The sequence below is a fragment of the Cupriavidus sp. FW305-F7 genome (assembly GCF_058782875.1).
Genome location: NZ_JBYSYC010000023.1, coordinates 17,657 through 41,706, shown reverse-complemented (window position 1 = coordinate 41,706; position 24,050 = coordinate 17,657). Strand labels below are relative to the sequence as shown.

Sequence of the window (24,050 nt, the reverse complement as noted above, 5' to 3'; positions counted from 1 at the left end):
CTCGGGATGCGGCTCAAAGCGTGTACTGGCCGCTGGCTTCCGGCTGGAACGCGATCCCGGCGACACTCACCTGCTGCTCGCGGCCGTCGGGCAGCCGGTAGCTGACGGTCTGGCCGGCGCGCGCGCCCAGCAGCGCCTGGCCCACTGGCGACAGCACCGACAGGCGGCCGGCATCAAAGTCGGCCGCGTCGGGGTACACCAGCGTCCAGTTGCGCGGGGCCTGCTCGCCCGGCAGGTTGCAGACCAGGCGCGTGTTCATGGTGACCACGTCGGTCGGGATCTCTTCGGGCGCGACGATGGTGGCGCGCGCCAGCAAGCTGTCGAGCATGTCCTCAAGTTGCGCCGAGCCGGCGCGGCTGGCGATGCGCTCCAGGCGGGTCACGTCGAGTTCGGTCAGGTACAGGGTGGCGGTATTCGTTTTGGTGGCCGTCATGGCGGGTCCTCCGGCAGTCAGGTGGTTGGCGCGGCCCGGCCAGCATGGCAGGCGGCGGCGGTCAGGTCTGGCAGGTATGGCGTTTGCGCGGCAGCGCGGACATCAACGAATCCGGCGCGGGCCTTGCGGCAGTGGCCGGAAAAACTGAAAACGCTGGCTCGGGCCCGGTTCGGCCCGGGCCTCGCTGTGGAGACGAATCAGGCTGGGAACCGGGCGGAATCAGGCGGTGCGCTGATCCGGCGGGGAGAGACTGCGCGCGTGGCGCGCTGGGGAAGGATGTTGGCCGTGGCGATCGCGCACGCGTGCGCGCGGCCGGTCCGCATCAGGCGGACAGGCGCATCGGGCATCGGCGTCAGGCGATCAGTCATGGTCATGCAGAATGTTTGATAAGGGGCAGCGGATGGTTCTCTGAACAGGCGAGCCGCGTAAGTCGTTGCTCACTACATCGCTCACTGGCTGCGCTGCCGCCGGGGCCCGTGCACCGCAGTGGTGCGATCACGGGAACAGCCATCGTAGCACAGCGACGCGCCTGCGCGCCTCACCCGTTGGCAGCATGCCCAGCCTCGTGCGCGCCCGCATGGCATTCACAGGCCGCGCCGGCCGCGGCCTGCTGCAGGTTCTGCAGGATGCCGCACTCACTGGCGGGCTGGTGGTGGTGGCAGGTCTCGCGCAGCGCGCGCAACTGCCCCTCAAGCGCCTCCAGCGCCACCCGCTGCGCATGGATCTGCGCGATCTGGCGGTCCAGCAGCGTATTGATGTCGTCGCAGTCCTGCGACGGATTGCGCTCGAACTCACGCAGCCGCCGTACATCCGACAGGCCCATGCCGAGCGAGCGGCAGTGGCGCACGAAATTCAGCTGGACCAGGTGGCCGTCGTCATAGCGGCGATAGCCGTTGGCCTCGCGCCGCGGCGCGTCGAGCAGGCCTTCGCGTTCGTAATAGCGGATGGTCTCAACATCGCAGCCGCTGGTACGGGAGAGTTCGCCGATGCGCATAATCCATGGTCCTCGCTTTGTACCCTGTAACTACTACAGGGTTAGTGATAGTGTAGGCCAGTCCGGCAGGTCTTGCCAGGGTGCCAGATGCAGCACTTATTGAACGGGTGACGCCGGCGTGCGACGAGCGCTGCGGGCGGCGCCTGCGCCATGCCGCATCCTGTAGAATTCCTTCCACATCTACCGATAAACCGTCCCCCCTTCGTGCGCTCCCTCCGGCTACTCCTGCTGGTCATGATGCTGGCCTTCCTGCCCCTGCCGGGCTGGGCGGCAGCGTTCGCGCACGCCGTGGTGGCCACCGGCGAGATGTCGGCCGCGCCAGCGGCCGGCATCGGCAACGACGACGCTGCCGGAACCGCCGCAACGGGCGAGCCGTCACCCGCTTCCGAAGCCGCCGAGCCGCAGTGGCAGCCCGGCGCCGACCTTGCCGAGCAACTGCTGCCGGCATCTCCCTTGCGCCTGGCCGCCTGGGGCGGCCGCGCCGGACCGCCGCGCTATGCTGGCGCCCCGCTGCCCGACCCCGATCTGCCGCGGCTGCCGCGTCCGCCGAGCGCCTGAGTCCCACCGGCGCGGCCTGGCCGTGCCCCGCCTGTTCCTGCGTGCCGCGCCTGAGCGTGCGGCGCGCGTCTGCGGCCCGTCCGCATCCTGGCTGTACCGCCCTACACACCACTGCTCCACACACACATGAAACGCGTATTGCTTTTCCTGGCGACCAACCTCGCCGTCATGCTTGTCCTCAGCATCACCGCCAGCGTGCTGGGGGTGAACCGCTTCCTGACCGCCAACGGCCTGAACCTGGGCACGCTGCTGGCGTTCGCCGCCCTGATGGGCTTCGGTGGCGCCTTTATCTCGCTGCTGATGTCCAAGACCATCGCCAAGTGGTCGACCGGCGCGCAGGTCATCACCCATCCCAGCACCAGCACCGAGTTGTGGCTGGTGCAGACCGTCGAAAAACTGGCGCAGCGCGCCGGCCTGCCGATGCCGGAAGTCGCCATCTACGATGGCGAACCCAATGCCTTCGCCACCGGCGCGACCAGGAACAGTTCGCTGGTAGCGGTGTCCACCGGCCTGCTGCAATCGATGTCCCATGAAGAAGTGGAAGCGGTGCTGGCGCACGAGGTCGCACACGTGGCCAACGGCGACATGGTCACGCTGACGTTGATCCAGGGCGTGGTCAACACGTTTGTGATCTTCCTGGCGCGCGTGGTCGGCTACTTCGTCGATTCGATGCTGCGCAAGAACGATGAGGAATCGAGCGGCCCGGGCATCGGCTACATGGTCACGGTGGTCATCTGCGAAATCGTGTTCGGCATCCTGGCCAGCATCATCGTGGCCTGGTTCTCGCGCCGCCGCGAATTCCGTGCCGATGCGGGCGCGGCCGGCATGATGGGCACGCCCACGCCGATGGTGGCGGCGCTGCGCCGCCTGGGCGGCCTGGAGCCGGATGGCCTGCCGCAGAACATGCAGGCGATGGGCATTGCCGGCGGCAAGTCGTGGATGGCGCTGTTCTCCAGCCACCCGCCGATCGAGCAGCGCATTGCCGCGCTGCAATCGGCGCGCTGATACCAGACGCTATTCGAACACCCGGCCGCGCAGCGACTTGACCTGGCCGCGCTGGCTCTTGCTGTCCAGCCGGCGCCGGCGCGAGGCCAGCGTCGGCCGCGTGGGCCGGCGCACGCGCGGCGGCGTGGCCACGCTGCGCACCAGTTCGTGCAGCCGCCGCACCGCTTCGTCGCGGTTCTGGTCGAGGCTGCGGAACTGCTGCGCCTTGATCACCACCACGCCGTCGCGCGTGATGCGGTGGTCATGCAGCGCCAGCAGGCGCTCCTTGTGGTCGGGCGCGAGCGAGGAGGCATGCACGTCGTAGCGCAGGTGCACGGCATTGGACACCTTGTTGATGTTCTGGCCTCCCGCACCCTGCGCCCGGATCGCCGTGATCAGGTATTCGTGATGGGGGATGACTAGGTCGTCGGTCATGGCCGTATCATAGCAAGCGCCTCTGCGCCCGCTGCGCGGCGACGATCGCATGCCGGAGCCCGCGCCGGGAAGCGCCCCCGGCTCCCGCCGGAACGAACTGACGGTGGCCGGCCGCAGGTCTTCGCCTACACTTGCTGCCTCATACCAACACTCGGCAAAGATATGCGAAAAGCGGGTCGCATCAAATCGTGGCATGCCGAGAAGGGTTTCGGCTTCATCAACGTCCATGCGGACACGAAAGATGTCTTCTTCCACATCACGGCATTGCAAACGCGCGCCGTGACGCCCAAGCCCTGCGACCGAGTCAGCTTCGTACTCTCCAGGGGGAAGGATGGACGGATACAGGCGCTTGACGTCGCCATCGCCGGCGCGCCCAGGCAGGCCGAAGAGGCAAGCTGGCTGCCAGCGCTGGCCGGCCTCGCGGCCGTGGTGGTCATCACCGCCTGCGCCCTCGGTGGCTATCTGCCCCGGCAGGTCGGCATCGCCAGCCTCCTCGCCAGCATCATCGCGTTCCTGGCCTACGCGGAGGACAAGGCGCGCGCCCGCCGCGACGCATGGCGCATCCCTGAAGCCCATCTGCACCTGCTCGCACTCTGCGGCGGCTGGCCAGGCGCGCTGGCCGCCCAACATCTGCTTCGGCACAAGAACCGCAAGGCGGCGTTCCAGGCAATTTTCTGGGGAACCGTCGGGCTGAACATCGGCGCGATGGTGCTATGGAAGACCGCCCTGGCTGCATGACGGTATCGGGCTTCGGCCCGGCACGCGTGTCCACGACCGGCGTCACCGCACTACACATCGGGAAGAAATTTGGCACGCCCGGCTGGGATCGAACCAGCAACCCCTGCCTTCGGAGGGCGGGAAACGTCGTCTATTGGGGACCGGGCACGTCTCGCAGGTATTTGTAAGTCATTGATTATCCATGATTTTTTATCCATTGACGTCTGGGGATGTGCGGGATAGGATTTTCGTATCATTTCCGTATGAAAAATCATGCCCACTCCGATCAACACCAAGACCGCTCGGGACAAACTTGCTGCGCGGCGCGAACCCTATTTCTCACGCATTCAATCCGGGCTTTATGTCGGGTTCCGCAAACTCACACAGGGCGAAGGTACATGGGTCGCGCGCCGACGCAATGAGAATGGAAAGCAGGAGTACCGCGCACTGGGTACCTTTGCAAGTTACGACGATGCGGTGAAGGCCACGATTGAATGGGCCAACGCTCTGGAGTTCGGCGTCATAGCTAAGAGTCTGACCGTGAAAGACGCATGCGACCACTACGCCAAGCACCTCGGCCTTCATAAGGGTGCAGCAAGCAAGGCCGACGCTGAAGGCCGCTTCAAGCGGCTCGTCTACGAAAACAAGATCGCAAAAGTCGATCTTTCGAAACTTCGAACATCGCATCTCAAGGACTGGCTGGGAGACCAGATCAGCGCAATTGAGGACGGTGCCGAAGACGAAGATGATCTGCGTCGCGCAAAAGACAGTGCGAACCGGAATCTTGCATCCTTGAAGGCGGCCTTGAATCTTGCGCTGCACGATCGGCTGGTGGCGACGGACGCAGGCTGGAAAACGGTTTCAAAGTTTAGGGACGTTGGCCGCAGGCGCCAATCGTTTCTGCCTTCCGACCAGCGTACGGCCTTAGTCGAAGCGTGCGCACTGGACATCCGGCAGCTCGTCAAAGCCATGCTTTTCACCGGAGCCCGCCCAGGGGAGCTTGCCAATGCGTGTGCCAAGCACTTTGACCGGCAACAGGGAACTCTCGCACTTGACGGCAAAACTGGCTATCGGATTGTTTCGCTTTCATCTGCGGCCATTCAGTTCTTCGAGGAACAAATGAAGGACAAGATTGCCGGCGCCCCAATCTTCACGACCGAATACGGTCAGCGTTGGAACAAGGATTCTTGGAAGAAGCCGTTCAAGCATGCAGTCAAGGCGGCGAAGCTACCAGCCTCGGTTGTTATGTACTCTTTGCGGCACACGGCCATCAGTGAAATGATCGCCAGCGGCCTAGACAGCTTCGAGGTCGCACGAATGGCCGGCACCTCAACGGAGATGATCGACAAGCATTACGGGCATCTTCGACATGACAGGATGCGCGCCAAGCTGGATGCGATCGAGATTTTGTAAGCTTTTGTGCTTTTAGGGGCGGTAGCAATGGCTGGATGCGCTCACAGAGCAATCAGTCAGAGTGACCTACTTGCTTTGCGCACTACATGCGCCGATCCAGATAACCACCGCATCGTGGACACCGTTAGCAAGGCAGTAAGGTCTCGGCTAATGAGCGGGATCCGAAGTCAGAACACCCGACCCGAGTTGTTGGTTCGCAGCGCCCTACATCGGATGGGCTACAGGTTCCGAATTCACCGCAAGGATCTGCCCGGACATCCCGACATTGTCTTGCCACGTTACCGCACTGTTCTTTTCGTACACGGCTGCTTTTGGCATCGCCACACGTGCAAACTTGCATCGATCCCCAAGACAAATTCGTCCTATTGGGAGCCCAAGATTGCTCGAACGCAAGAAAGGGACAAGGCAGCCAAAGCTGAACTCGTGAGGCTGGGATGGCGCGTGATCGTCATCTGGGAGTGCGACACTCGCGACCCTGAAAAACTCCGACAGGTGATCGAAGCGACACTTCGCGCACCGAAGAGCTGAACTGGTGAGCCTAACACGGGCCGGCCAGACGTAGTCTGATGGGCCTCGCGAGCCAAGGCCCAGCCTATCCATCGTACCAAACGCTCTTCTTAGATTCGGCCAGAGCCCTTGCTGCGCGAGTCTGCTCGACAGATAACGCTATTTGCAGGTACGATCTAACTTATTTGCCGACCGGACCGGTACGGTGGAAGACACGATAATCGAGGCGACGTTCCGCGAACTGCTGCTAGCAGGGTCTATTGACTCGGTGGCAGCCATTGGCCGCGAAGGCGGATTTGCTGTCGCAATCACCTATGGCGGCGTTCAGCGAATTCTCGCCAGTGCACGAGGCAACGCTCGCGTGTTCCCCAACCTCACAACACTTGCAACATTTTTGCGAAGACTAGGTGCAGCATCATTCACCGTCGATTCCCAAGGATATGTGCCCGCTAGGGTCCGTAAGCCACGCCCAGATCGGGCAACTGCGCTGCGCAAGACACGAACTACCCCGCGACAGGGAAGCCTGCTGGAGGAAAAAAAATGATTCCGTTCAAGGTGGTAGACCTTTTCGCCGGTGCCGGCGGTCTGTCGGAAGGATTTCGGCAAGCGGGTTTCACCATTCTCGCTGGCTCAGATAACGACCCAGACGCAACAGCAACGTACGCCCGAAATTTCCCCGAGGCGACTGTTATCACTGGCGATATCCGCTCGGATGACATAAAGGAACGCATTCTCTCAGTAGCGCGCAATGCGGATGTGCTAGTGGGCGGACCACCATGCCAGGCCTTTTCACAGGTCCGCAACCACACGAGGATGATCGACGATCCCAGAAACAGCCTCTACCGGGAGTTTGTCGACGTGCTTAAGCAGACGCTCCCCCCTGCGTTCGTCGTCGAAAACGTCACTGGAATGGACCAGATGGGTGTTCGAGAGCAGATTGCCTCCGATCTTTCCCTCGACGGCGAGTACATTGTGTGTCCGCAAGTTCTCGACGCTGCCGACTTCGGCGTTCCCCAAACGAGAAAGCGGTTGATTTTCATTGGTGTACGAGCGCGCATGGGCATGGAAGTGCCCGTGCTGAGCGGGTCGGGCGCAACGGAGTCTATAACGCTGACAAGATTCACCGGCAAGCGCAGGCCTAGATACCAGGTAGTCGTTCAGCAGCACATTAGAAGTCTGCGGACAGGTGAAGCTCTGGCTAATTTCAATAACCTATCTGCGGTGACGGCCGCCGAGGCGATCGGCGACCTAATCAGCCTACCTGTCGGAAATCGTATCGACGTTGTTGCATACACTGAGCTTCCCAAGCCAAAAAGCGCATACCAGCGCGCGATGCGGGAGGGCACCGGGAAAGTCGTGACAAATGTTCAAGTTCCGCGGATCAATGCCGATACCGAATTACGTCTGAATGGGATCCCCCCTGGTGGAAACTATAGGGATCTTGAGGAAGAACTTCTGGAACGGTATCTGACTGGCCAAAGGTGGGGACAAGATAACGGAACTGGCCGGCTGTCCCGGCGCCACTTTTACGCGTATCGTCGCCTGCATCCTGACATATGGGCATGGACGCTCAACACCAAGGGTGACTCTGTGTATCACTACGCCGTCCCTCGAGCGCTATCGGTGCGAGAGTTTGCCCGTCTGCAGTCGTTTCCAGACCGTTTTGTCTTTGATACCGACTCCCGCAAAGGGCCACTCGAGGGTCGCCACGATGGTGGACCGGCCCACTCGCGGTATCGGCAAGTGGGCAATGCTGTTCCACCGCTGCTGGCTAAGTCCGTGGCGGTTAGCTTGCAGGAACAGCTCAATGCTTGCCTGCAAAAGCAACCGCGTCGAAAAAAAGCTGGATGAATCATTGTGACGACCGAAGAACAAGAAGATAGCCAAGCGGAATCGGTAAAATCAGCATTCGGTGCAAAAAATCGCGCCCGGCTGATTTCTAAGTACTTTGCGGAACGCGACGGTGATAGTTGCGTTGCGAGCAACGCTTGGGCGCATGTATATCGCCTGCTGCTTTGGATCGACCAGACGACTGGACTGGCGCATTGCTACGAGAGCGACAAGAGCCAGCCAGGGAAGCCGTGGTACGCCCGCTCACTTGCTTTCCACGATTGGCTTTCCACTACATTGAACGCTTCACCTTCCGATCTCGCGTTTCGTATCGATTGGTTGTTCCTCCGGGCAACTGAAGACCTCGCCGCTGAGGTCGTTCGCCGGGCGGAAAAAATCGAAAAAGCTACTTGGCAACAGCGCCTCCCATATGAGGGGAAAGGCTTCCCGAAGCCAGGCGAGGATCCAGAGCTGACGACCATAATTACAACTGCACTGGGTGATTACCTCGAAGCACCTCCTCCTCACGAAGTATGGCAGAAGCTCGTACAGCAGATTCGTCAATATCTGACGCTCGAAAACAAACGCAAGAATCTGGTCGGCGAAGGCTTCGAAGATGTACTTGCGGAGATTGTGAGGCGGACGAGTCCCGAGGGTGCGCTACAGGTCCATGCCCGCCGGCTTCTGCAGGACATCCCGGGCTTTAACCCGCCAAAGAAAAATGAAAAACCCAATAAGGTCGATTTGGCGATCGTTCGCCCCTCCATGCGTACGTTGGTGACCGCAAAGTGGAGCGTGCGAGCCGACCGCGAAAAACAATTTGCCGCAGATTTTGGCGAGTATGTGCAGGCGGAATCCGATGGAAAGCCTTTTGAATACGTCTTCGTCACAAACGAATTCGACCCGGCGCGGCTCATGCGAGCTTGTGAAAAATTGGCAACGAACGCCCCAATGTTCACTCACGTTGTGCACATTAGTACTGACGCCCTGAAGGCTACCTATAAAGGTAATAACGAGCCGACTATTAAGAAGGTTCTCGAACTTATTGAGGTAGGTCGACTCATCAGCCTCGAACGTTGGCTAACGTCGCTACAAGAGTGATTGAATGCTAAAGGCGCGCAATACGGATGGCCGCGCGCGCAAGACTGGTTCAGCAGCAGGACTATGAAGCATGTGCGGGAGCGCGCTCCCCGCTCCCGGCAATGCCGCTCCAAACGAGTTCGACAGTTAGAAGCGCATAACTCTTGAATTCAATTGGAGCGGACTGCAAAACGCTCTGACTGAGAGGGACTTCCCTCCCCCCTTCAGAACGGCCGCCTAAGCACTTCGAACAACGACCTCGTTCGAACCGTCATTCCTGCCGCCCGTCCCTCTGCGATCGCCGCTTCGAGCTGGGGGTGCCGATTCGCTGCATCACAGCTCCAAAGTGGATGAGCGATGACCTCAACCACATTCCCATGGCGTCCACCTTGCAAGCCAGCCAGTGTGGTTTGCCGCCATCCCTGCGCTGCAAAATACGGCGCCGCTGCCAAAGCGTCCAGTCCCTGCCAGTAGGCCGCAGAGAAGTCGATGGCAGTGCCAGCGTTTAGCGCCAGGTTCGCCATATCTAGGGCAAGTCGCCAGTCAAGGATGTTGTGGTAGGCCAGATTGCTGAAATCGCGCAGGCAGTCCGGGCACGATGTATGGCATAGCCTGGCATGAGCCGGACTACCGTGCGCATCGGCGGTTGCGACCAGAGGCGCGAAGAAGCTGGAGTCGCCGTGCCCGCACACATATTCGAGCAGTGTTTGTACCTCCAACGCCGTCCCCAGCCTTGAGCTGTAGCCGGCACCGTTCTCCAGGCTGTCAGACATAAAGACTTGGCCAATGACACCTCCTGAACCATCGGGTAGCGTGCGCAAGCCAATTTTTAATTCTCGTTCATGTATGTCGAGCCTTACTGCGGCGGCGCGGCGAAGCATGAAGCCGAACGAATAGAGCGCCGCTCTACCGGCTACGTCGAGAGGCGTTGCTCTAACGCCCATAGGCCACGCCCGGACCCCTAGCAACATCACGTCCGTGGCTTTGATTGAGGCGAGCGCCCGCCGGTCCACTACACCGCCATTCACGAATCTCGGGTTCGGGATGTCCACCTTTTCGAACGCCTCCAGTGTTGCCCACGTTTCTTCGTTCGCCAGGCGCTGAAAGTCGAAGAGCCTCCCGTTGTTGTCATTGACGACATAGATCGTATCGGTGCCACTCCAAACTTCAAAGTTGGCGGCTGGCGTCATTGGGACGTTGCGCACGCTCATCTTCGGGCGCGAGGCGCGAGCGGTCCACTCGAAGACGCCATCGAAGTCGCGACTCGTTCCGCCGTAGGCAGTGCGGAATCCGCGCGGCTGCGACAAGTTGACCAGCTCATAGTCTGGTTGCCCAGCGCCGCATACCGAGCAGGTGGCCCGCGGCTGCGGTGACCCGTCCACGGCTTGGCATCTCTTGCATAGGCCTACCGGAAGTGGCTGGCCTAGCGGGTTTTGAGCTTGGATCACCGCGTTGCCGCGCGGCTGGTAGTCCACCACGCCTACTGCGGTGTGAACAAGGCCATCCTTGATGGTCTCCGAGCCAGGTGCGAACTGGCTGATGGCAAGGTCCAGCTCTCGGTCGACAACGTCTTCCGGGGGCCATTCGTGCACACCGGCCCTGGGCCGGTCATGGAACAGGTATCGTACGCGAGTGGGGAACCCGAACATCGGCAGAATGCCCTTGTTCGCCAGACGCTCGCTGAGCGAAATCTGGGGTAGCTGCGGGTCGGTGGCGGCGTTGGTGACTTGTGCGATCAAATCGATCAACACGTAATCCAGGATCTCATTGCGCCGCGCCTGCAGCTCGCGCGTCGTGTAAGCAAGCAGCACGTCGACGATATGCTCGACGGTGGCTTGATTGCCTTGAATCCAAGTTGAGACCAACTGCTCTGTGATTTCTGCTCCACCTGCGCGCGTGGCAGGCACAGCAAGCCAATCACTAGCATTGCCAAACTCTCCATGAACGCTGTCGCCGCCACGACCGTTGAAGAGCCCAAGCGACAGGAAGGCTTGCCGCAACACCTCCTTGGCCAGCACCCGCTTGAGGATGCTTTCCTGGCGCATGTCGACGTACGGCTGCGGTGGGGCCTCGGTCGTGATGCGCCCCGGGCGCTGGAAGTAGTAGTCGTCGTGGCTGCGGCCCCGGCAAAGTGTCAAGGCCACGGAAAGTCCGGCACCGCGCCGCCCTGCGCGACCGACCCGCTGCTGGTAATTGAAGCGCATTGGTGGCATGTTGGCCATCATCACAGCCAGCAACGAGCCAATGTCGACCCCGGCCTCCATGGTCGTGGTCACGCTCAGGAGATCGATTTCGTCCGTGATCGGGATCTCTCGCGGAGGTGGAAGCACAATGTTCTGGAAGAGCCGCTGCCGCCTCCGGCTGTCGCTCTTGCTGGTTTGTCCAGTCAGCTCTTCGCAGTTCAGCCGGAACAACGCCCCCGCTTCAGTTGCCAAGTAGCGGTAGTAGTCGTGGCCTTCGAGAGCAGCGGATATTGGTTCCGGGTCGCCCAACTGAGAAAGGCACTCCGTGCAAATGCCTCCCGAGCGCTGCAGATGGATTCGCCTGCATTGCTGACACTCATAGCAGTGCGTTCCAGGACGCTGGAGACATAGCGCGAGCGTCTGGAGGATGAACTGATTGATGACGCCGGTGCCTTGTAGATAGTTCAGGACTTCCGTTTGAAGTGTCGCTGCGACGCGGTTGTTCTCACGGGCCACGGCCTCTATGTATCGAGACAGGTACCGAGGTACGTTGGTCTGGCCCGTTGCAGGGTGTGTCGACATTCGGCGGCGAGCGCCAAGAAGCCGAATCAGACCGTCCGCTGTTTGCTGCACAAGGTCGTCCGCGGCTGGGTGAAGGATGCGGTCCGTCGTGACATAGGCAAGCTTTAGCGATTCGAGGCTGCGGCGGCCAGATGCGAAAACGACGTTCATCGTCTCGAGCTGGGAATGCTCATTGATGAGCGCTAGGTGCTGGCGCTGTTGCGCCTCTAGGTCGGCAGGCTGCTTGGCTTGAGGCACCGCACCGAGCGTGCCCCAGGCGTAGAGATCTCTCCAACTACCTTGTCTGGCGTCAGGGTCTGTCCACATGACGGCTTTTGTGAATCCACCGGGATTCATGCCGCGTAGGAGCAGTTGCGACGCTGCATCGCCGGCGATCGGCGTCAGTGGATATGGGCCCTGGATCGCACGAGTCAGGATTCGCTGTGCGAGCTGCTCATTTGTGAGTGGTGGGTGTGAGGTTGAAACCCGGGATCTCATCACCGGATTGGCGGCCATCACTATCACGGCGGCTTCGCCTGGGCGCCCCGCTTCGAAAGCCTGAGCCGCCGCCGCCTCTTCCCGCGTTACAGACTGGCCCGTTGCTTGGGCATGCAATGCCAGCGCGCCGGTGCCCTGTACATCGAGCGCCTCCGAGAGGGCTTGTCGCACGGCATCTCTGTAGTGCGAGAACCGCATTCCCGCGGAGAGCTTTGCGGCATCCTGGCGACTGTCTGAAAACACAACCAGTTTCCGTGCCTGTCCTCTTCCTTCAGGCGCGATATCGCGAAGCAGGGTGTCGGAAAGCACCTGAGCGATCTTCTGGAAACCGGTGCGCAACGTGCGGATGGATGAGCCGATCTGCCGGTTCGGTGACCACCAATACGAGTCGCACCGAGGGCACCGCGATGGGTGTGCTTCGTTGGCGCTCTCCTTAGTCGGCGGTGTTGCGCCGTGCATGTCAGGAACGTGATACAGGTAACCATCGTTACCGCCCATCTCAACTCGACCGTCCGAGTTGCTTAGCGTCGCACTTCGCCACTCGCGGCGCACACTTTCCTGGGTCCACGACGGCGTAACTGGCGTACCACCTTGCGCGGGCCAGAACACGGCATAGCTGAGGTGATCGCGGTCCAGGGACGCCAGGTCCGGGGTTTGTTCCAAGTTCGGATGGTCGGCGCTGAGGTACCACTCGTTCGGGTTGTCGCTCGGCCTGCGATACCCGCCGAACATCACCTCGCCGCAAGCCTCGCAGTAGAGAAGCTCAAGGACTCGCGACCCGCAACCGCAGGTAAGGGTCGGTATGTAGTGAAGAGCGCCTACAGGCACCGGGTTCGTCCTCGGAGCCGGAACCTGTGTGCAAGCCGGGTCAGTGCAAGCCCACAGACCTTGAAGGTTTCGGAAGAAGAGGTGCGCCCTGACAGGAAGCGGAGCAGCCCCGTCTGGCGCTTGCGCCGCGGCCAATCCTGCCAAAAGACCTTCGACGACGTCCTCCGCCTCTTGAAGAGGTGCTGCGGGAAGCATCCTTTGAGCGATGTCGCTTGGAAAACGCGGCTCCAAGTTTGAAGAGTGGGCCGGATCCGTCGCGCATGCGAGTCGCAAGGCTCCCGCAGCATCGATGTGCGTCAGCGCAGATGCCAGAACTTCCCGCGGGCCAGCCGTTGCGGGTAGTGCCGGGGCACCTGTCGCCGCATGGAATTCTGCAGCTGCGGCCGGGGCGACGGTAGTCTGCCCATCCAGCGCGGCCTTGAGCTGCAACAGCGAAGCAGCGTTGGCCTGCACCGCCGCGAAGGCGTCTGGGTTCAGCGGCCGCGCGACACCTCCCACGAGATCGAACCTGCTCTGATCTCGTCCGAAGAAGGATTGAAGGTACTGCCTTCCGGCAACATCGTCGGATATGGAAGCACTCGACGCGATGATGCGCAGTTGGTCCGAATCGGGCGTGAGGCCGAGCCGGTCAAGCAGGACACGTATGAGATATGCGACCTCGGTGCCAGGCGTGCCGCGGTAGGTGTGGAGTTCGTCAACGACGAGGTGGAAGACGTTGGCCGGGTCGGCGTCCAGCCACCGGCGCGTCTGATCGAAGATCGATGCCTCGAAGCTGCGCATCAGCATGATGTTCAGCATCGAATAGTTGGTGATCAAAATGTCGGGCGCGTGGTCTTGCATGTCCTGCCGTGACCACATCTCCGCCCCTTCCATCCGGGGGAAAAAGGGTTCGGCCTCGTGGCCAGCCACTTGGCGGGCCTCTTCGTGAAGGTCGTGAAGCTCCCTCCTCAACTTGTTGTCGTCGCCGCGCCCTCCCGGGACGGGCGTCCGGCCCGTATACCGCCCGAAATAGAGATGGTTGCTATGGCGATTCAGGCGCAACCACTCTCTAGCGGCGTTAGAGTCGAATGCTAGGCGCAGTCGCATCAGCTGGTCCTCAACCAATGCGTTGAGCGGGTAGAGGACAAGTGCGCGGACCGCAGGCGGGCGGGTCTCGTGCGCCCTTTGAGGAATGCGCGGCAACCATTGGTTCGCGCGCCCAGGCATGCGGTGGTTCCACCAGTCCCACAAGGGATGTCTTTGGTTGGGCGTTTGCCATGACCCAGACTCGCGCACGAGGCTTGCAGCGATAGGGAGCAGGAAGCATTCGGTCTTCCCAGAGCCTGTGCCGGTCGTCACGACGACGTCTCGACCGTGAATAACTGACTTCTCGAACACCTCTCGCTGATGGGCATAGAGATGCCTCGATGGCCTGTCTGGCGGCGCTACCGGGAACAAGCCCCTTGAGACAAACTCGACTAGGTCCACTACCAGTTCGGGTGACCAAGTCGAAGAGAGAAGCGACTGAGCTGCTTCACCAAACGTCTGGCCCGATGAGACGTACGCCGGTACTGGTTCGATCAGCGGCTGGCGATAGAGGCGCCCGTCGACATCTAGGAGTCGACGGCGCTCGGCCAGAAGTTCTGGATAGCGAAGGTCATAAGGACTGTCCAGGTACCTCAGGTAGGTTGAGCGCAAGTTCCTGAAGACGGCAATCGGGTTGCTCACTGTCTAACCTCCTGGCGCATCAATGAAGCAGCGGTCAAAGCAATTGGGGGAGGGACATCGTCGTAGTGCACCGACCCTCTCCCAGCGATGACCTCATACCTTGGCGGTCGGCCTGAGCAGAGCGCGAGCGCTCGTTCAATGAGAAGAGGAGGCCGGCATGTAGCGGGCACTGTCAAACGCTCTTGCTTTGCGTCGTACTTGATCACCTGACGCCGCCGTAGCTTCATGGCCAAAAACTTGCCTGTCTGTGGCCCGACACTCATTGCCAGTCCTGTTGTACAGAAAAGGTGATGCTTCTGATATCGGTGCTCGAAGCGGAATAGCTGGTGGAAGGCTGCCGCGACATCCGAGTGCGTAGCTGCCACCCATCGCAGCCCATCGGTACAGAACCGCTCGATCTTCCAACCCGTTCCGAGAGGCACAGCAGTAGGTACTCTCAAGTGCTTGGCGTCGATGGGCGGAAGACAAGCGAGGAGTGCCTGCGGCGCGTTTCGCTGGACGATAAGGCCGGCCTGCGCTGCGGCAGCACTAAGCGCACTGATGTCCGGAGCACGCAGCAGAAGTACGTCTGGACATGCGGACTGCGGCTCGACCTCGAGAGCAATAGAGCTCTTGCGTAGACGTTCGATGAGGGCACTGGAGCGGGCGCCTACGACAACGCCACTCCATCCATCGCGTCGCCGGGTCGTCGCTACGACTGGCGGTGCAACGCGCCACTTCATGCTGTTGTCGACGATGAAGAACTCGGCGTGGCCAAGGCGCTGCAGGTTGAACCGCAGTTGCTGGTGCAGGGGGAACACTTGATTCTCTAGCGCTTCAATGGCATCTGACTCTTGTTCGCCTTGAGCGGTGAGCCGTTCGATCGCCGAGCGAAATTGCGGCCAGGAGCCAGATTGCCTGGCGGACATCCACAGCAAGATGAGATTCGCGCTCATGCCTTGCTCCTGGCGAGCGCGCGGGCTCTTTCTCGGTACAACTTCCAAAGGTCGACGATAAGCTGCTCATGCGGGTTGACTGCCAACCCCTTACGCGCTGCAGCGAGGATTGCAGAAGACCAGGCGCGTTGAGCCAGGTCGTGTCTCCGACCCCGCCCTGACCCGTGTGGCGCTCTGACCGGCGATCCTTGGTCCACTGTGCCGGGGCCGCTGCGCAAGTGAATGACACGCGCCGTGCGCTTGTCGCAACGCAGCGCAGCTGATGGGATTGCCCATACCGGCTCAAAGTTGGGAAACCCGATGCACAGCTTGTTCAAGGGGTCGCTGTGAGGTCTACAAATCTCGATCTCGCCAGGTGCCTCTCCAATCAGGATGGCGTTGCTAGCAGGAACTACTACGGCACGACCAGCCGCAGGGGCTGCTCTGGGCGCTTGAACCAGCGCCCCACATATTGCTGGGCGCTGGAAGTCGTCCACGCCCGATTCCTCACCGAGCGACCAGGTGTGAGCTGTCCACGGTTGCCATTCCTCTCGCTCTTCTTCAATCGTGTACGCCCGCGTGCCAATAGAAGTCGCAACCGTGTGCTGCCCAATTGCGTCCCAGCCGTTCGCAACGAATGCACCCGTGGCGTCCGCGATGGCCCCGTGGCCATCGATGAACAGCGACGTCACCGATGCTTGGTCACCGCGCACTCGGATCTGAGGTGGGAAGCCGGCAAGCCAACTATTGCCTTCGAGGCGGATCCCGCCTTCAAGTGATAGCTCCGCTTCCGGCAACGGGCGCAGGCAGTCCAGGATGTCGCCCTCCTGCGAGCCTGGCACAGAACGACGCGGGACAACATCGCGTAGAGCAACCCAGTTCTCCGGCACCCCACTTTCGCTACCAAGTACGGCAGGCACCGGAGATCCTGCTTGTGCGATTGCAGCCAGCACGTCGTCTTTCCTCGCTACAAGGCTCAAGACCACATGCTTTTCGTTCAGTATCAGTCGCTGGGTGTTCACGTAGCCACTTAACTGCGGTTGCGCGCAGAGCACATAAACTGCACGCCCGCCCAAGGCCCAGCTATATCGCTCGCCACCGCTAGTGACGGATTCCCATGCAACGCCATGCGCCAACAGGTCACCAAGGCGAGGTGTGACCACGTCTTCGTACCAGTCGTCTTGCATCTCGGAGATCTCGAACGAACCGCCAGGCCCCGAGACGCGTAGATTTGGTGGCATGCCTTTGGCTCGGCGGGGGAGCAATGACACGCGGCAGGACCCACCCTTGGCAAATAGCACGCGAACATCCACCGGGCACCCACGATCGCGATCACGGGAACCAGCAGTTTCGTGCCTCTGGTATGGGCGGACTCTTGCTGGTTCGCGCTTAACTGGCCGGTATTGGCGCTGTTGCTTCGCAGTAGCAAATGAAGGTTCCCAGTCGCTACCCGCTTCAGGCGCTGCAACAGATTCTTCGGATCCTTCGCCCTCTGCCTTTTCCGTAGGCGCTTCTGCTTGGAACGAATCCTTAACCTCGACATTCATCGGCGCCGCGTCCGGTACGTCCAGTGGCCAAGCCGATCCTGGCAGCGCTTGTTGGATGAGACCCTCGTCCGTCGCACGGGGCTCCTGTGTCAATTCACTGCCGGTACGCGTCTCGGCCTCAAGAGCGGCAGGTATTGTCTCGGCCGTTGTCGCAATGTCTTCCAGACCTCCTATGCCTGCTTCCAAAATGATTGACGAGTCATCGTGCAGCGCTTGGCCTGTGCCGAGGCTCTCGCGGTTCTGCGTTGGGGCGTGACCCTCTCGGTCCTTCGGCGTCTCATCTGAAATGACTTCTTCACCAAGACCAGTTGCGGTCAGCACCGCTGCGGGCCCCAGCAAGTACTCGGCGCCTGTAGGGGGAGGTTCTGGGGAGCAAGGCTCCTCGCCAAAGGCACCCGACGGTACCACCTCGGCCTCCGCAGCCTCCAATCCCGGCGCCTCCGGCGTTATCGGGTTTCGCGCTTCGGGAACGAGTGGGATTTCCGCCTCAAAAGGAAGGTGGGGTTCGGGAGTGACGGGTGCATCCTGCGGCGCGGCGTGGTAAGACGCTGCATCGGCTACAGCCGCAGCGTCAGTGACGTTTAGCGGCTGAGGAGGGACTGCAGGTTCCGCAGGCAAGCTGAGAGGTCGTACCTCCGGGCCTGTTATGGCCACAGCATCTTTGCTCTGGCGCGCGCCATCATCCGCCTCATCGACAGCGTCGGTTGTGACAGCGTTGAGCGCTGCGCCTGCTGGGTCTGGGACTACGTCCGTTGGAGAACCTTCCTTCGAAGCCATGGGTTCACGCGCTTCGCTTGGCTGTGCATGGTGTTGCGGCTGGCTTGGCAGCTTCGGCACTGGCGTCGGTGGTATTGCCGCAGCCTCAACTCGCTTCTCGTCAACCCGTAGTCTCAGAAGTTCTTCTCGCCGCTTGGCGTGCTCGGCAAGACGAGCCGCTAACCGTGCAAGTGCGATTTCGCGTTCTTCGCTTGCGCGGCGGCGCCTATTGGCCTCGTCGGAAACGCGCGCACGCACTTGCGCTCGACTACGGGCCACTGTGACTGCCTTCTCGCGAGCTCGCTTCTCGGCTGCTGTACGGGAAAGAAGAATCCAGACGACGATGCCTGCGGCGCTAGCCACGGCAGCCAAGGCAAGGAGCAGCTGCGCGCCGGACAGCGTCACGTTGCGCTCCAAATTAGTAGATGGGGCGTGCAACGATAGCTTCGCTGCGCTTCAGGCGGCACGCCCGGCACACATGGCTTCTGTCCATGAACCACGAGCTTGACATGCAGAGGCCTGCGCCGCGGTGGAGGCATCACGGGCTCCAACGCATCGTGCAGCTCACGGCGGCGATACATGGCCGTCTCAACGATCACGCCTGTACGCTTGAGTATGCGGAATGCATTTCCGTGAACGAGGAAGCTTGGTCGTGGGTTAGCTGTTGTTGTCGCTGAAGGCTTGGCGGACTTGGTTTGCCCCAAGGCCGACTGCGCACACACAGCATGTCCCTCCGACAAGCCGCGAGCCACTAGGTCTTTTCCGCGTTCCTTCATATCTCATCGCTATGTAGGTCCCGCCACTTACCTCGATCGTCCGGCAATCTTGCCATCAATTTCGCGTGTCGGGAAGGGCGCTATTGATTACCTCAAAGCGCGAGTCCTACGGGAAGCCAGTGTCGTTCACTGGGTCCCGCCTTCGCGGGGACGACGTGTCGCTGCTGCTGTCGTGAATTTAGCAAACATCAGGATTCCATTTTTTTCAGTCCTATATCACCTTCCCGAGCCGGCAACAGACCGCCGCTCCGCCCGTGCAATCCCGCGCGGGCGCACCGCTTGGGAGAATCCATGACCGCTACCCCTCCAGCCACGCTCGTGGTCTGCCTGATCGTCGTTTGCGTCGTCCTCTTTGTGCTCGGAGTGTATTGGTTGCGCCGCACAAGGCATCAGCTCCAGCCGCGCCGAACCCGTCCACGCGAAGCCGCTTGGCGTCCCGATCGCCGGTCGTTCGACCCACAGGACGACGAATGGGAAGCGATGGCGCCATACCCGGAGCAAGCCACGCGCGCCGTACACCAAGCCCGCTTCACGGGCCAGGCCCGACCCGGCACGTCAGCCTTTCGCGACGCTCGCGATCCCACTCCGGCCGATACTCCGCATCCAGTCCACGATCTCCACGACGAATGGGAATCGTTTTGTGAAGAATCGCAACCGGACACCACGTCGGCTTCTTTGCCTGCACGGGCGACCGCCCCGCATGTCCACTGTCCACACTGCCGTTCGTCTCGCATTGACATGTTCAACCGTGCGCGCAAGGCGGGCAGCACCATTGGCAGCGTCGCGGGCGCGACGAGCGGCATGGCGATGGCGCTCTCCGGCGCCGAAGCGGGTGCCGCGGTCGGCGCGATTGGCGGCCCGCTTGGCTCAATCTTCGGCGGGCTTGCCGGCGCCGTGATCGCCGGCTTGGTCGGCAGCGCCGTCGGGTGCGCAGCGGGCTCAGCCGTCGGCGCTGCCATCGATGAGAATATCCTCGACAACTACCGCTGCCTTGCCTGCGGTCACGCCTTCAGCGTTCAGCACGACTGATCTTGGCTGCCTTTCGTCGGATTCCGGCATCGCTGTTTCCCCTTTTACGATTTCACACATCACCCGGCCTTGGCCGGGCTTTATGCATTCGTCAGTTTTCAAGGAGTTCACCATGCATCTCGTCCAAACCATGGCCTACGTCGGCCAAGAGCCCTGGCACGGCCTCGGCAACCGGCTGGGCCCCAGCCAGCCGATCGAAGTATGGGCTGACCGCGCCGGAATGAACTGGCGCATCGAATCGGCCGAAGTCCGCTTTGTCAGCGGCACGGCCGGAATCGGCGCGATTCACGCCTTCCCCGATCAGAAGGTGCTCTACAGGTCAGACACCAAGGCGCCCTTGTCGGTGGTCTCCAGCCGCTACCAGGTGGTCCAGCCCGCCGAGATTTTGGAGTTCTACCGTGATCTGACGGAGGTCGGCGGCTTCGAGCTGGAAACTGCCGGGGTACTCAAGGAAGGCCGCAAATTCTGGGCGCTCGCCAAGACCGGTCAGAGCGGGCTACTCAAGGGTAAGGACAAAGTGAACGGCTACCTTCTGCTCGCTACCGCCTGCGACGGGACACTCGCGACCACGGCCCAATTCACATCTGTCCGAGTCGTCTGCAACAACACGCTGCAAATTGCGCTCGGCGACGGCACCGGCGTCGTCAAGGTCCCGCATCGCAGCCAGTTCGACGCCCAGGCCGTCAAGCGGCAGCTTGGCATTGCCATCTCGTCGTGGGACGCCTTCATGGCCCGCACCAAGGCGCTGGCCGAGCGCCAGGTCACCGATTCAGCCGCCGAGACGTTCTTCCGCCGCGTGCTGACCTATCCGGCGACGAATCCGGGCGACCCAGCTGCAATTGCTGTCAACGAGCGAGCGATCAAGGCGGTCGAGCGGCTCTATGCCGGGCGCGGCAAGGGGGCTGGTCTGCCGTCCGCGGCCGGCACAGCCTGGGGCCTCGTTAACAGCATCACCGAGTACGTCGACCACCACCGACGCGCCCGTAGCGAAGATCACCGTCGCGATGCGGCCTGGTTCGGCCAGGGCGCCGCGATCAAGCAGAAAGCTTGGGATGAGGCGCTCAAGCTGGTTGTCTGATTCCTTTCGTCTTCGTCATACCCAGCCCGGTCGAGCTTCGGTTCAGCCGGGCTTTTTGCTCTTCGGGAGACACACCATGTCAGAAGCCATCCGGGTCCGGCCCTCTAAGGGTCGGCCAGCACTGCGCTTGGTCGAGACCCGCGGCCTGAGCCGCACCGACTGGCTCGCAGTTCGCCAGACAGGAATTGGCGGCTCCGATGCCGCTGCCGCAGTCGGCCTGAATCCCTACAAAAGCCAGCTGGAACTGTGGCTGGAGAAGACAGGTCGGGATACCGGGCTGCCAAGGCCCGATCCGAACGACACCACGGAACCCGTCTACTGGGGGACGCTGCTGGAACCCATCGTCGCAGCGGCCTATACCCACCAGACCGGCCACCGGGTTCGCAAGGTCAATGCCGTGCTGCAGCATCCGTCCGTGCCCTTCATGCTCGCCAACCTGGACGGAGAGATCGTCGGGGCGCCCGAAGTGCAGATCCTCGAATGCAAGACGGCTGGCGAGTTCGGCGCCCGGCACTGGCGCGACGGCGTACCTGAATACGTGCAGTTGCAGGTGCAGCACCAACTGGCGGTCACCGGCAAACAGGCGGCGGATGTTGCCGTGCTGCTATGCGGCCAGAAGCTGGAAGTGCACCGCATCGAGCGCGACGACGCGCTGATCGGCCGGTTGATCTTGCTGGAGGGGCGGTTCTGGCACTACGTCACGGCCGACACGCCACCGTCGGCGGACGGCTCGGAATCGGCAGATGCCGCCCTGCGCTGCCTGTATCCGCAGGACAACGGCCAGACTGTGGACTTCGCCCAGGACCGCCAGCTGAACGTCGCCTTCGCTGATCTGGTGGTCTTGCGGGCCGAGATCGCCATGCGCGAACAGCAGGAAGCGGGCCTCAAGCAGACGATCCAGCAGGCGATGGGTGATGCCTCACGGGCGCTGTTCGAGACGGGAGAAGTCATTTTCAAGCGTGGCAAGGACAGTTCCGGTGTCGACTTGAAGCGTTTGCTGGCTGATCACCCCGACCTCCAGACGCCTTACGCCAACACCAAGCCCGGCGCGCGCCGGTTTCTGATTCTCCCCCTGGGAGGTACCCAATGCTCAAAGGCTTGACCATCACACCGCCCGTCATCGGGCGGATTTCCATTGGGCGCGTAGTCGAAAAGAACGGCAAGCGCCTGCCGGAGAAGGACGACCAGTTCACCCTGACCAGCCAAGTGCAGAACCGAGAGGGCTGGGTCTTGCACCCGCTGGACGACGCTCTGCGCAAGGCCGGCAACAGCAAGCTGCGCGCAATACCCGTCCGAATGCTCTTCAACGATCCGAGTCTGAACCTGCGTGCCGAATACACCTTATTCGACCGTGAGACGGGGCGGCCGGTCTGCGTCGGCAACGGCGAAACCTGCAAGCGGATGGGCAATGACGGACTTGCCGTGTTGCCATGCCCGTCTCCAGACGGCTGCGGATTCGGCAAGGCGGCCGGCTGCAAGCCATATGGCCGGCTAAACGTCGTCATTGGCGATGACGACGAGCTAGGGTCGTTCATCTTTCGCACCACCTCGTACAATTCGATCCGCGCGCTAGCCGCGCGTCTGCATTATTTCGGCGCGGTGTCGGGGGGACTGCTGGCCTGCCTGCCGCTGGAATTGAAGCTGCGCGGGAAATCGACCACCCAAAGCTATCGTTCGGCCATCTACTACGTGGATCTGGGGGTACGCGCCGGCAGTTCGCTGAAGGCGGCCATCGGGGAGGCGAGGGAGCTGGATGCCAAGCGCCGTGCGGCGGGCTTCGACCAGACGGCGCTGGACGAGGCCGCCCGGCTGGGGTTCAGTAACGGGGCGTTCGAGGACAGCGACGGGGAATGCGCCGCAGTGGCCGAGGAGTTCTTTCCTCAGACGACTGGGAGAGGCGGCGAACGTCCCAGTGGCGAGGTGGCTACCGCCGCGCCGAGCTTACGCGACAAGCTGGAGCGGAAGGCTGAGGCATTGGCGGATGCGGCGCCATGACCGCCACCGACGACGCCAGGCCGTTGCATTACCCGTCTCGGGGCGCGCTTGTCCTGGCACTGGCGGCCACCGGCACGGCGCTGTGCTTGTCGACGCTGGCCGGCTGGCAGCGCGGCGGCTGGCTGGTGGAGCGCATGGCGTGGGTGGCCATCGGCGCCGTGCTGGTGCTGAGCGCTCACCTGTTGCCTGCCCTGGGTCAGACCACCCAGCCGGCGGTGCGCCGGGTGGGAGGGCTGCTCTGGGCGGCGTGCATGGTGGCGGCCGGCTATGGTCACGCGACATTCTTCCTGTGGTCTCAGCAACATGCCGGGGAGGCGCGTGCAGCGGCGATGGCGTCCGTCGCGCCGGCCAGCGTTGCCACCGCAGTGTCACCGCCGGTCGCACCACCAAGCCGTTCGCTGTCGACAATTGCCGCGGAGCGTACGAAGGTCGTCACGGCGTTGGTCGCTGCCCAAGCCAGACGTTGCGCTGGCGACTGCGCGGCCCTACAGGCCAGGCGGGCTGGCTTAGGGGCGAATCTGGAGGCGCTCGATGTCGAGGTGGAGGAAGTCAGACGCCGGCAAGCCGACGAAGACCGGCACGACGAAGCGGCGCGTCGCGAGACCGCCCGCCGTGACTCCGTTCGTCATGACCCAGTCATGAACGCGCTGGCGGCGTGGCTTGGCATCACAGCGGCCGGCGTCGAGTTCCTCGGAGCGCTGGTCCTGGCGGCGGCGCTCGAAGGTGTCGCCTGCTATGGCTGGTTCCTGGCACTCACCACCCATTTACCGCTTGTAATCGAGCCGGTCACGGGTAGTCACGTAGCCCCTACGGGGGCTGAGCCGTCCCTAGCTGCTCAAGTTATGGTCGGTCACGGGACCGTAACGCCACTAGCTACCCCGGCGGCCTCCCCCCGCCATGCTGGCCCCAGCGCCGAACTGACGAAGTTGCGTCACGCCATCGCCGCCGGCCAGCTTCGTCCCACTGTGGCAGACATTCGGCGCCACCTTGGTTGCTCCCAGGCCAAGGCATCGGCCCTGCGCCGACAGCTGGTGGCATGACGACGCGCCTCAAGAAAGCCGTGGCCGGCTGACTCGGTGTCGGCCGAGTGACCGGCCACAACCTTCCGCCGCCGACCTCCCACGCTTCAGAACTATTCCTATTCCGCTATCACTCGCCCGAGCTGGGCGTGTCCTCTATTGGAGAAACGATTGATGACTGACTCGCACATCCCGGGTGGGGATCTCC

General features: G+C 62.1%; 19 protein-coding genes. 13 read left to right on the top strand and 6 right to left on the bottom strand.

All coding sequences use genetic code 11. From position 1 onward, the window contains the following. Window positions 1-13: 13 nt before the first annotated feature. Together rnk and AC3WL8_RS21395 are read right to left on the bottom strand one after the other, a co-directional pair. On the bottom strand, window positions 14-433 hold the full coding sequence (rnk, locus tag AC3WL8_RS21400) for a nucleoside diphosphate kinase regulator (protein ID WP_010812155.1): 420 nt from the start codon (window positions 431-433) through the stop codon (window positions 14-16). Between the two features lie 538 nt (window positions 434-971). After that, window positions 972-1,427, bottom strand: a complete 456-nt coding sequence (locus AC3WL8_RS21395) for a Cd(II)/Pb(II)-responsive transcriptional regulator (RefSeq protein ID WP_013958354.1) — start codon at window positions 1,425-1,427, stop codon at window positions 972-974. Between the two features lie 204 nt (window positions 1,428-1,631). Here AC3WL8_RS21395 and AC3WL8_RS21390 point away from each other — a divergent pair, with 204 nt between their 5' ends. Then, window positions 1,632-1,985 carry a hypothetical protein gene (locus tag AC3WL8_RS21390; protein WP_249221211.1) on the top strand — a complete coding sequence of 118 codons (354 nt, stop codon included), beginning with the start codon at window positions 1,632-1,634 and terminating at the stop codon, window positions 1,983-1,985. Window positions 1,986-2,111: 126 nt separating this feature from the next. Next, window positions 2,112-2,990, top strand: a complete 879-nt coding sequence (gene htpX / locus AC3WL8_RS21385; protein ID WP_013958356.1) for a protease HtpX — start codon at window positions 2,112-2,114, stop codon at window positions 2,988-2,990. Window positions 2,991-2,999: 9 nt separating this feature from the next. Here the strand turns inward: htpX and arfB are convergent, their stop codons facing one another. Continuing rightward, on the bottom strand, window positions 3,000-3,404 hold the full coding sequence (arfB, locus tag AC3WL8_RS21380) for an alternative ribosome rescue aminoacyl-tRNA hydrolase ArfB (RefSeq protein WP_018310122.1): 405 nt from the start codon (window positions 3,402-3,404) through the stop codon (window positions 3,000-3,002). Window positions 3,405-3,566: 162 nt separating this feature from the next. Here arfB and AC3WL8_RS21375 point away from each other — a divergent pair, with 162 nt between their 5' ends. The 6 genes from AC3WL8_RS21375 (at window position 3,567) to AC3WL8_RS21350 (ending at window position 8,972) form a co-directional block, all read left to right on the top strand. Then, complete coding sequence (locus AC3WL8_RS21375) at window positions 3,567-4,142, top strand: DUF1294 domain-containing protein (protein ID WP_492378766.1); 576 nt, start codon at window positions 3,567-3,569, stop codon at window positions 4,140-4,142. A 252-nt stretch (window positions 4,143-4,394) separates the two neighbouring features. Further along, window positions 4,395-5,534, top strand: coding sequence for a tyrosine-type recombinase/integrase (locus AC3WL8_RS21370; RefSeq protein ID WP_492378765.1), 1,140 nt, complete (start codon window positions 4,395-4,397; stop codon window positions 5,532-5,534). A 27-nt stretch (window positions 5,535-5,561) separates the two neighbouring features. Next, window positions 5,562-6,062: a very short patch repair endonuclease gene (locus AC3WL8_RS21365; RefSeq protein ID WP_492378764.1), complete on the top strand. Its 501-nt coding sequence runs from the start codon at window positions 5,562-5,564 to the stop codon at window positions 6,060-6,062. A 184-nt stretch (window positions 6,063-6,246) separates the two neighbouring features. Beyond that, window positions 6,247-6,585, top strand: coding sequence for a ParC-related protein (locus AC3WL8_RS21360; protein ID WP_492378763.1), 339 nt, complete (start codon window positions 6,247-6,249; stop codon window positions 6,583-6,585). Further along, complete coding sequence (locus tag AC3WL8_RS21355; protein WP_492378762.1) at window positions 6,582-7,892, top strand: DNA cytosine methyltransferase; 1,311 nt, start codon at window positions 6,582-6,584, stop codon at window positions 7,890-7,892. Before AC3WL8_RS21360 ends, AC3WL8_RS21355 begins: the two co-directional genes overlap by 4 nt. Window positions 7,893-7,898: 6 nt before the next feature. Beyond that, window positions 7,899-8,972: a hypothetical protein gene (locus AC3WL8_RS21350; protein ID WP_492378761.1), complete on the top strand. Its 1,074-nt coding sequence runs from the start codon at window positions 7,899-7,901 to the stop codon at window positions 8,970-8,972. Between the two features lie 203 nt (window positions 8,973-9,175). Here AC3WL8_RS21350 and AC3WL8_RS21345 read toward each other — a convergent pair whose 3' ends face one another. The 3 genes from AC3WL8_RS21345 to AC3WL8_RS21335 are packed head-to-tail and all read right to left on the bottom strand — an operon-like array spanning window position 9,176 to window position 16,829. After that, window positions 9,176-14,728, bottom strand: a complete 5,553-nt coding sequence (locus tag AC3WL8_RS21345) for a DEAD/DEAH box helicase (protein WP_492378760.1) — start codon at window positions 14,726-14,728, stop codon at window positions 9,176-9,178. Beyond that, on the bottom strand, window positions 14,725-15,663 hold the full coding sequence (locus tag AC3WL8_RS21340; RefSeq protein ID WP_492378759.1) for a hypothetical protein: 939 nt from the start codon (window positions 15,661-15,663) through the stop codon (window positions 14,725-14,727). Before AC3WL8_RS21340 ends, AC3WL8_RS21345 begins: the two co-directional genes overlap by 4 nt. Then, window positions 15,660-16,829, bottom strand: a complete 1,170-nt coding sequence (locus tag AC3WL8_RS21335; protein ID WP_492378758.1) for a hypothetical protein — start codon at window positions 16,827-16,829, stop codon at window positions 15,660-15,662. The genes AC3WL8_RS21340 and AC3WL8_RS21335 overlap by 4 nt, the downstream gene beginning before the upstream one ends. Window positions 16,830-19,012: 2,183 nt before the next feature. Between AC3WL8_RS21335 and AC3WL8_RS21330 the strand changes: the two genes are divergently transcribed. The 5 genes from AC3WL8_RS21330 (at window position 19,013) to AC3WL8_RS21310 (ending at window position 23,863) form a co-directional block, all read left to right on the top strand. Beyond that, complete coding sequence (locus AC3WL8_RS21330; RefSeq protein ID WP_492378757.1) at window positions 19,013-19,750, top strand: hypothetical protein; 738 nt, start codon at window positions 19,013-19,015, stop codon at window positions 19,748-19,750. Window positions 19,751-19,862: 112 nt separating this feature from the next. Continuing rightward, on the top strand, window positions 19,863-20,828 hold the full coding sequence (locus AC3WL8_RS21325) for a DUF932 domain-containing protein (protein WP_492378756.1): 966 nt from the start codon (window positions 19,863-19,865) through the stop codon (window positions 20,826-20,828). Between the two features lie 76 nt (window positions 20,829-20,904). Beyond that, entirely contained in the window at window positions 20,905-21,930 is a 1,026-nt protein-coding gene (locus tag AC3WL8_RS21320) for a YqaJ viral recombinase family nuclease (protein ID WP_492378755.1), read from the top strand. Further along, window positions 21,915-22,823, top strand: a complete 909-nt coding sequence (locus AC3WL8_RS21315) for a recombination directionality factor (RefSeq protein ID WP_492378754.1) — start codon at window positions 21,915-21,917, stop codon at window positions 22,821-22,823. Before AC3WL8_RS21320 ends, AC3WL8_RS21315 begins: the two co-directional genes overlap by 16 nt. Then, entirely contained in the window at window positions 22,820-23,863 is a 1,044-nt protein-coding gene (locus AC3WL8_RS21310; RefSeq protein WP_492378753.1) for a hypothetical protein, read from the top strand. The genes AC3WL8_RS21315 and AC3WL8_RS21310 overlap by 4 nt, the downstream gene beginning before the upstream one ends. Window positions 23,864-24,050 lie beyond the last annotated feature (187 nt).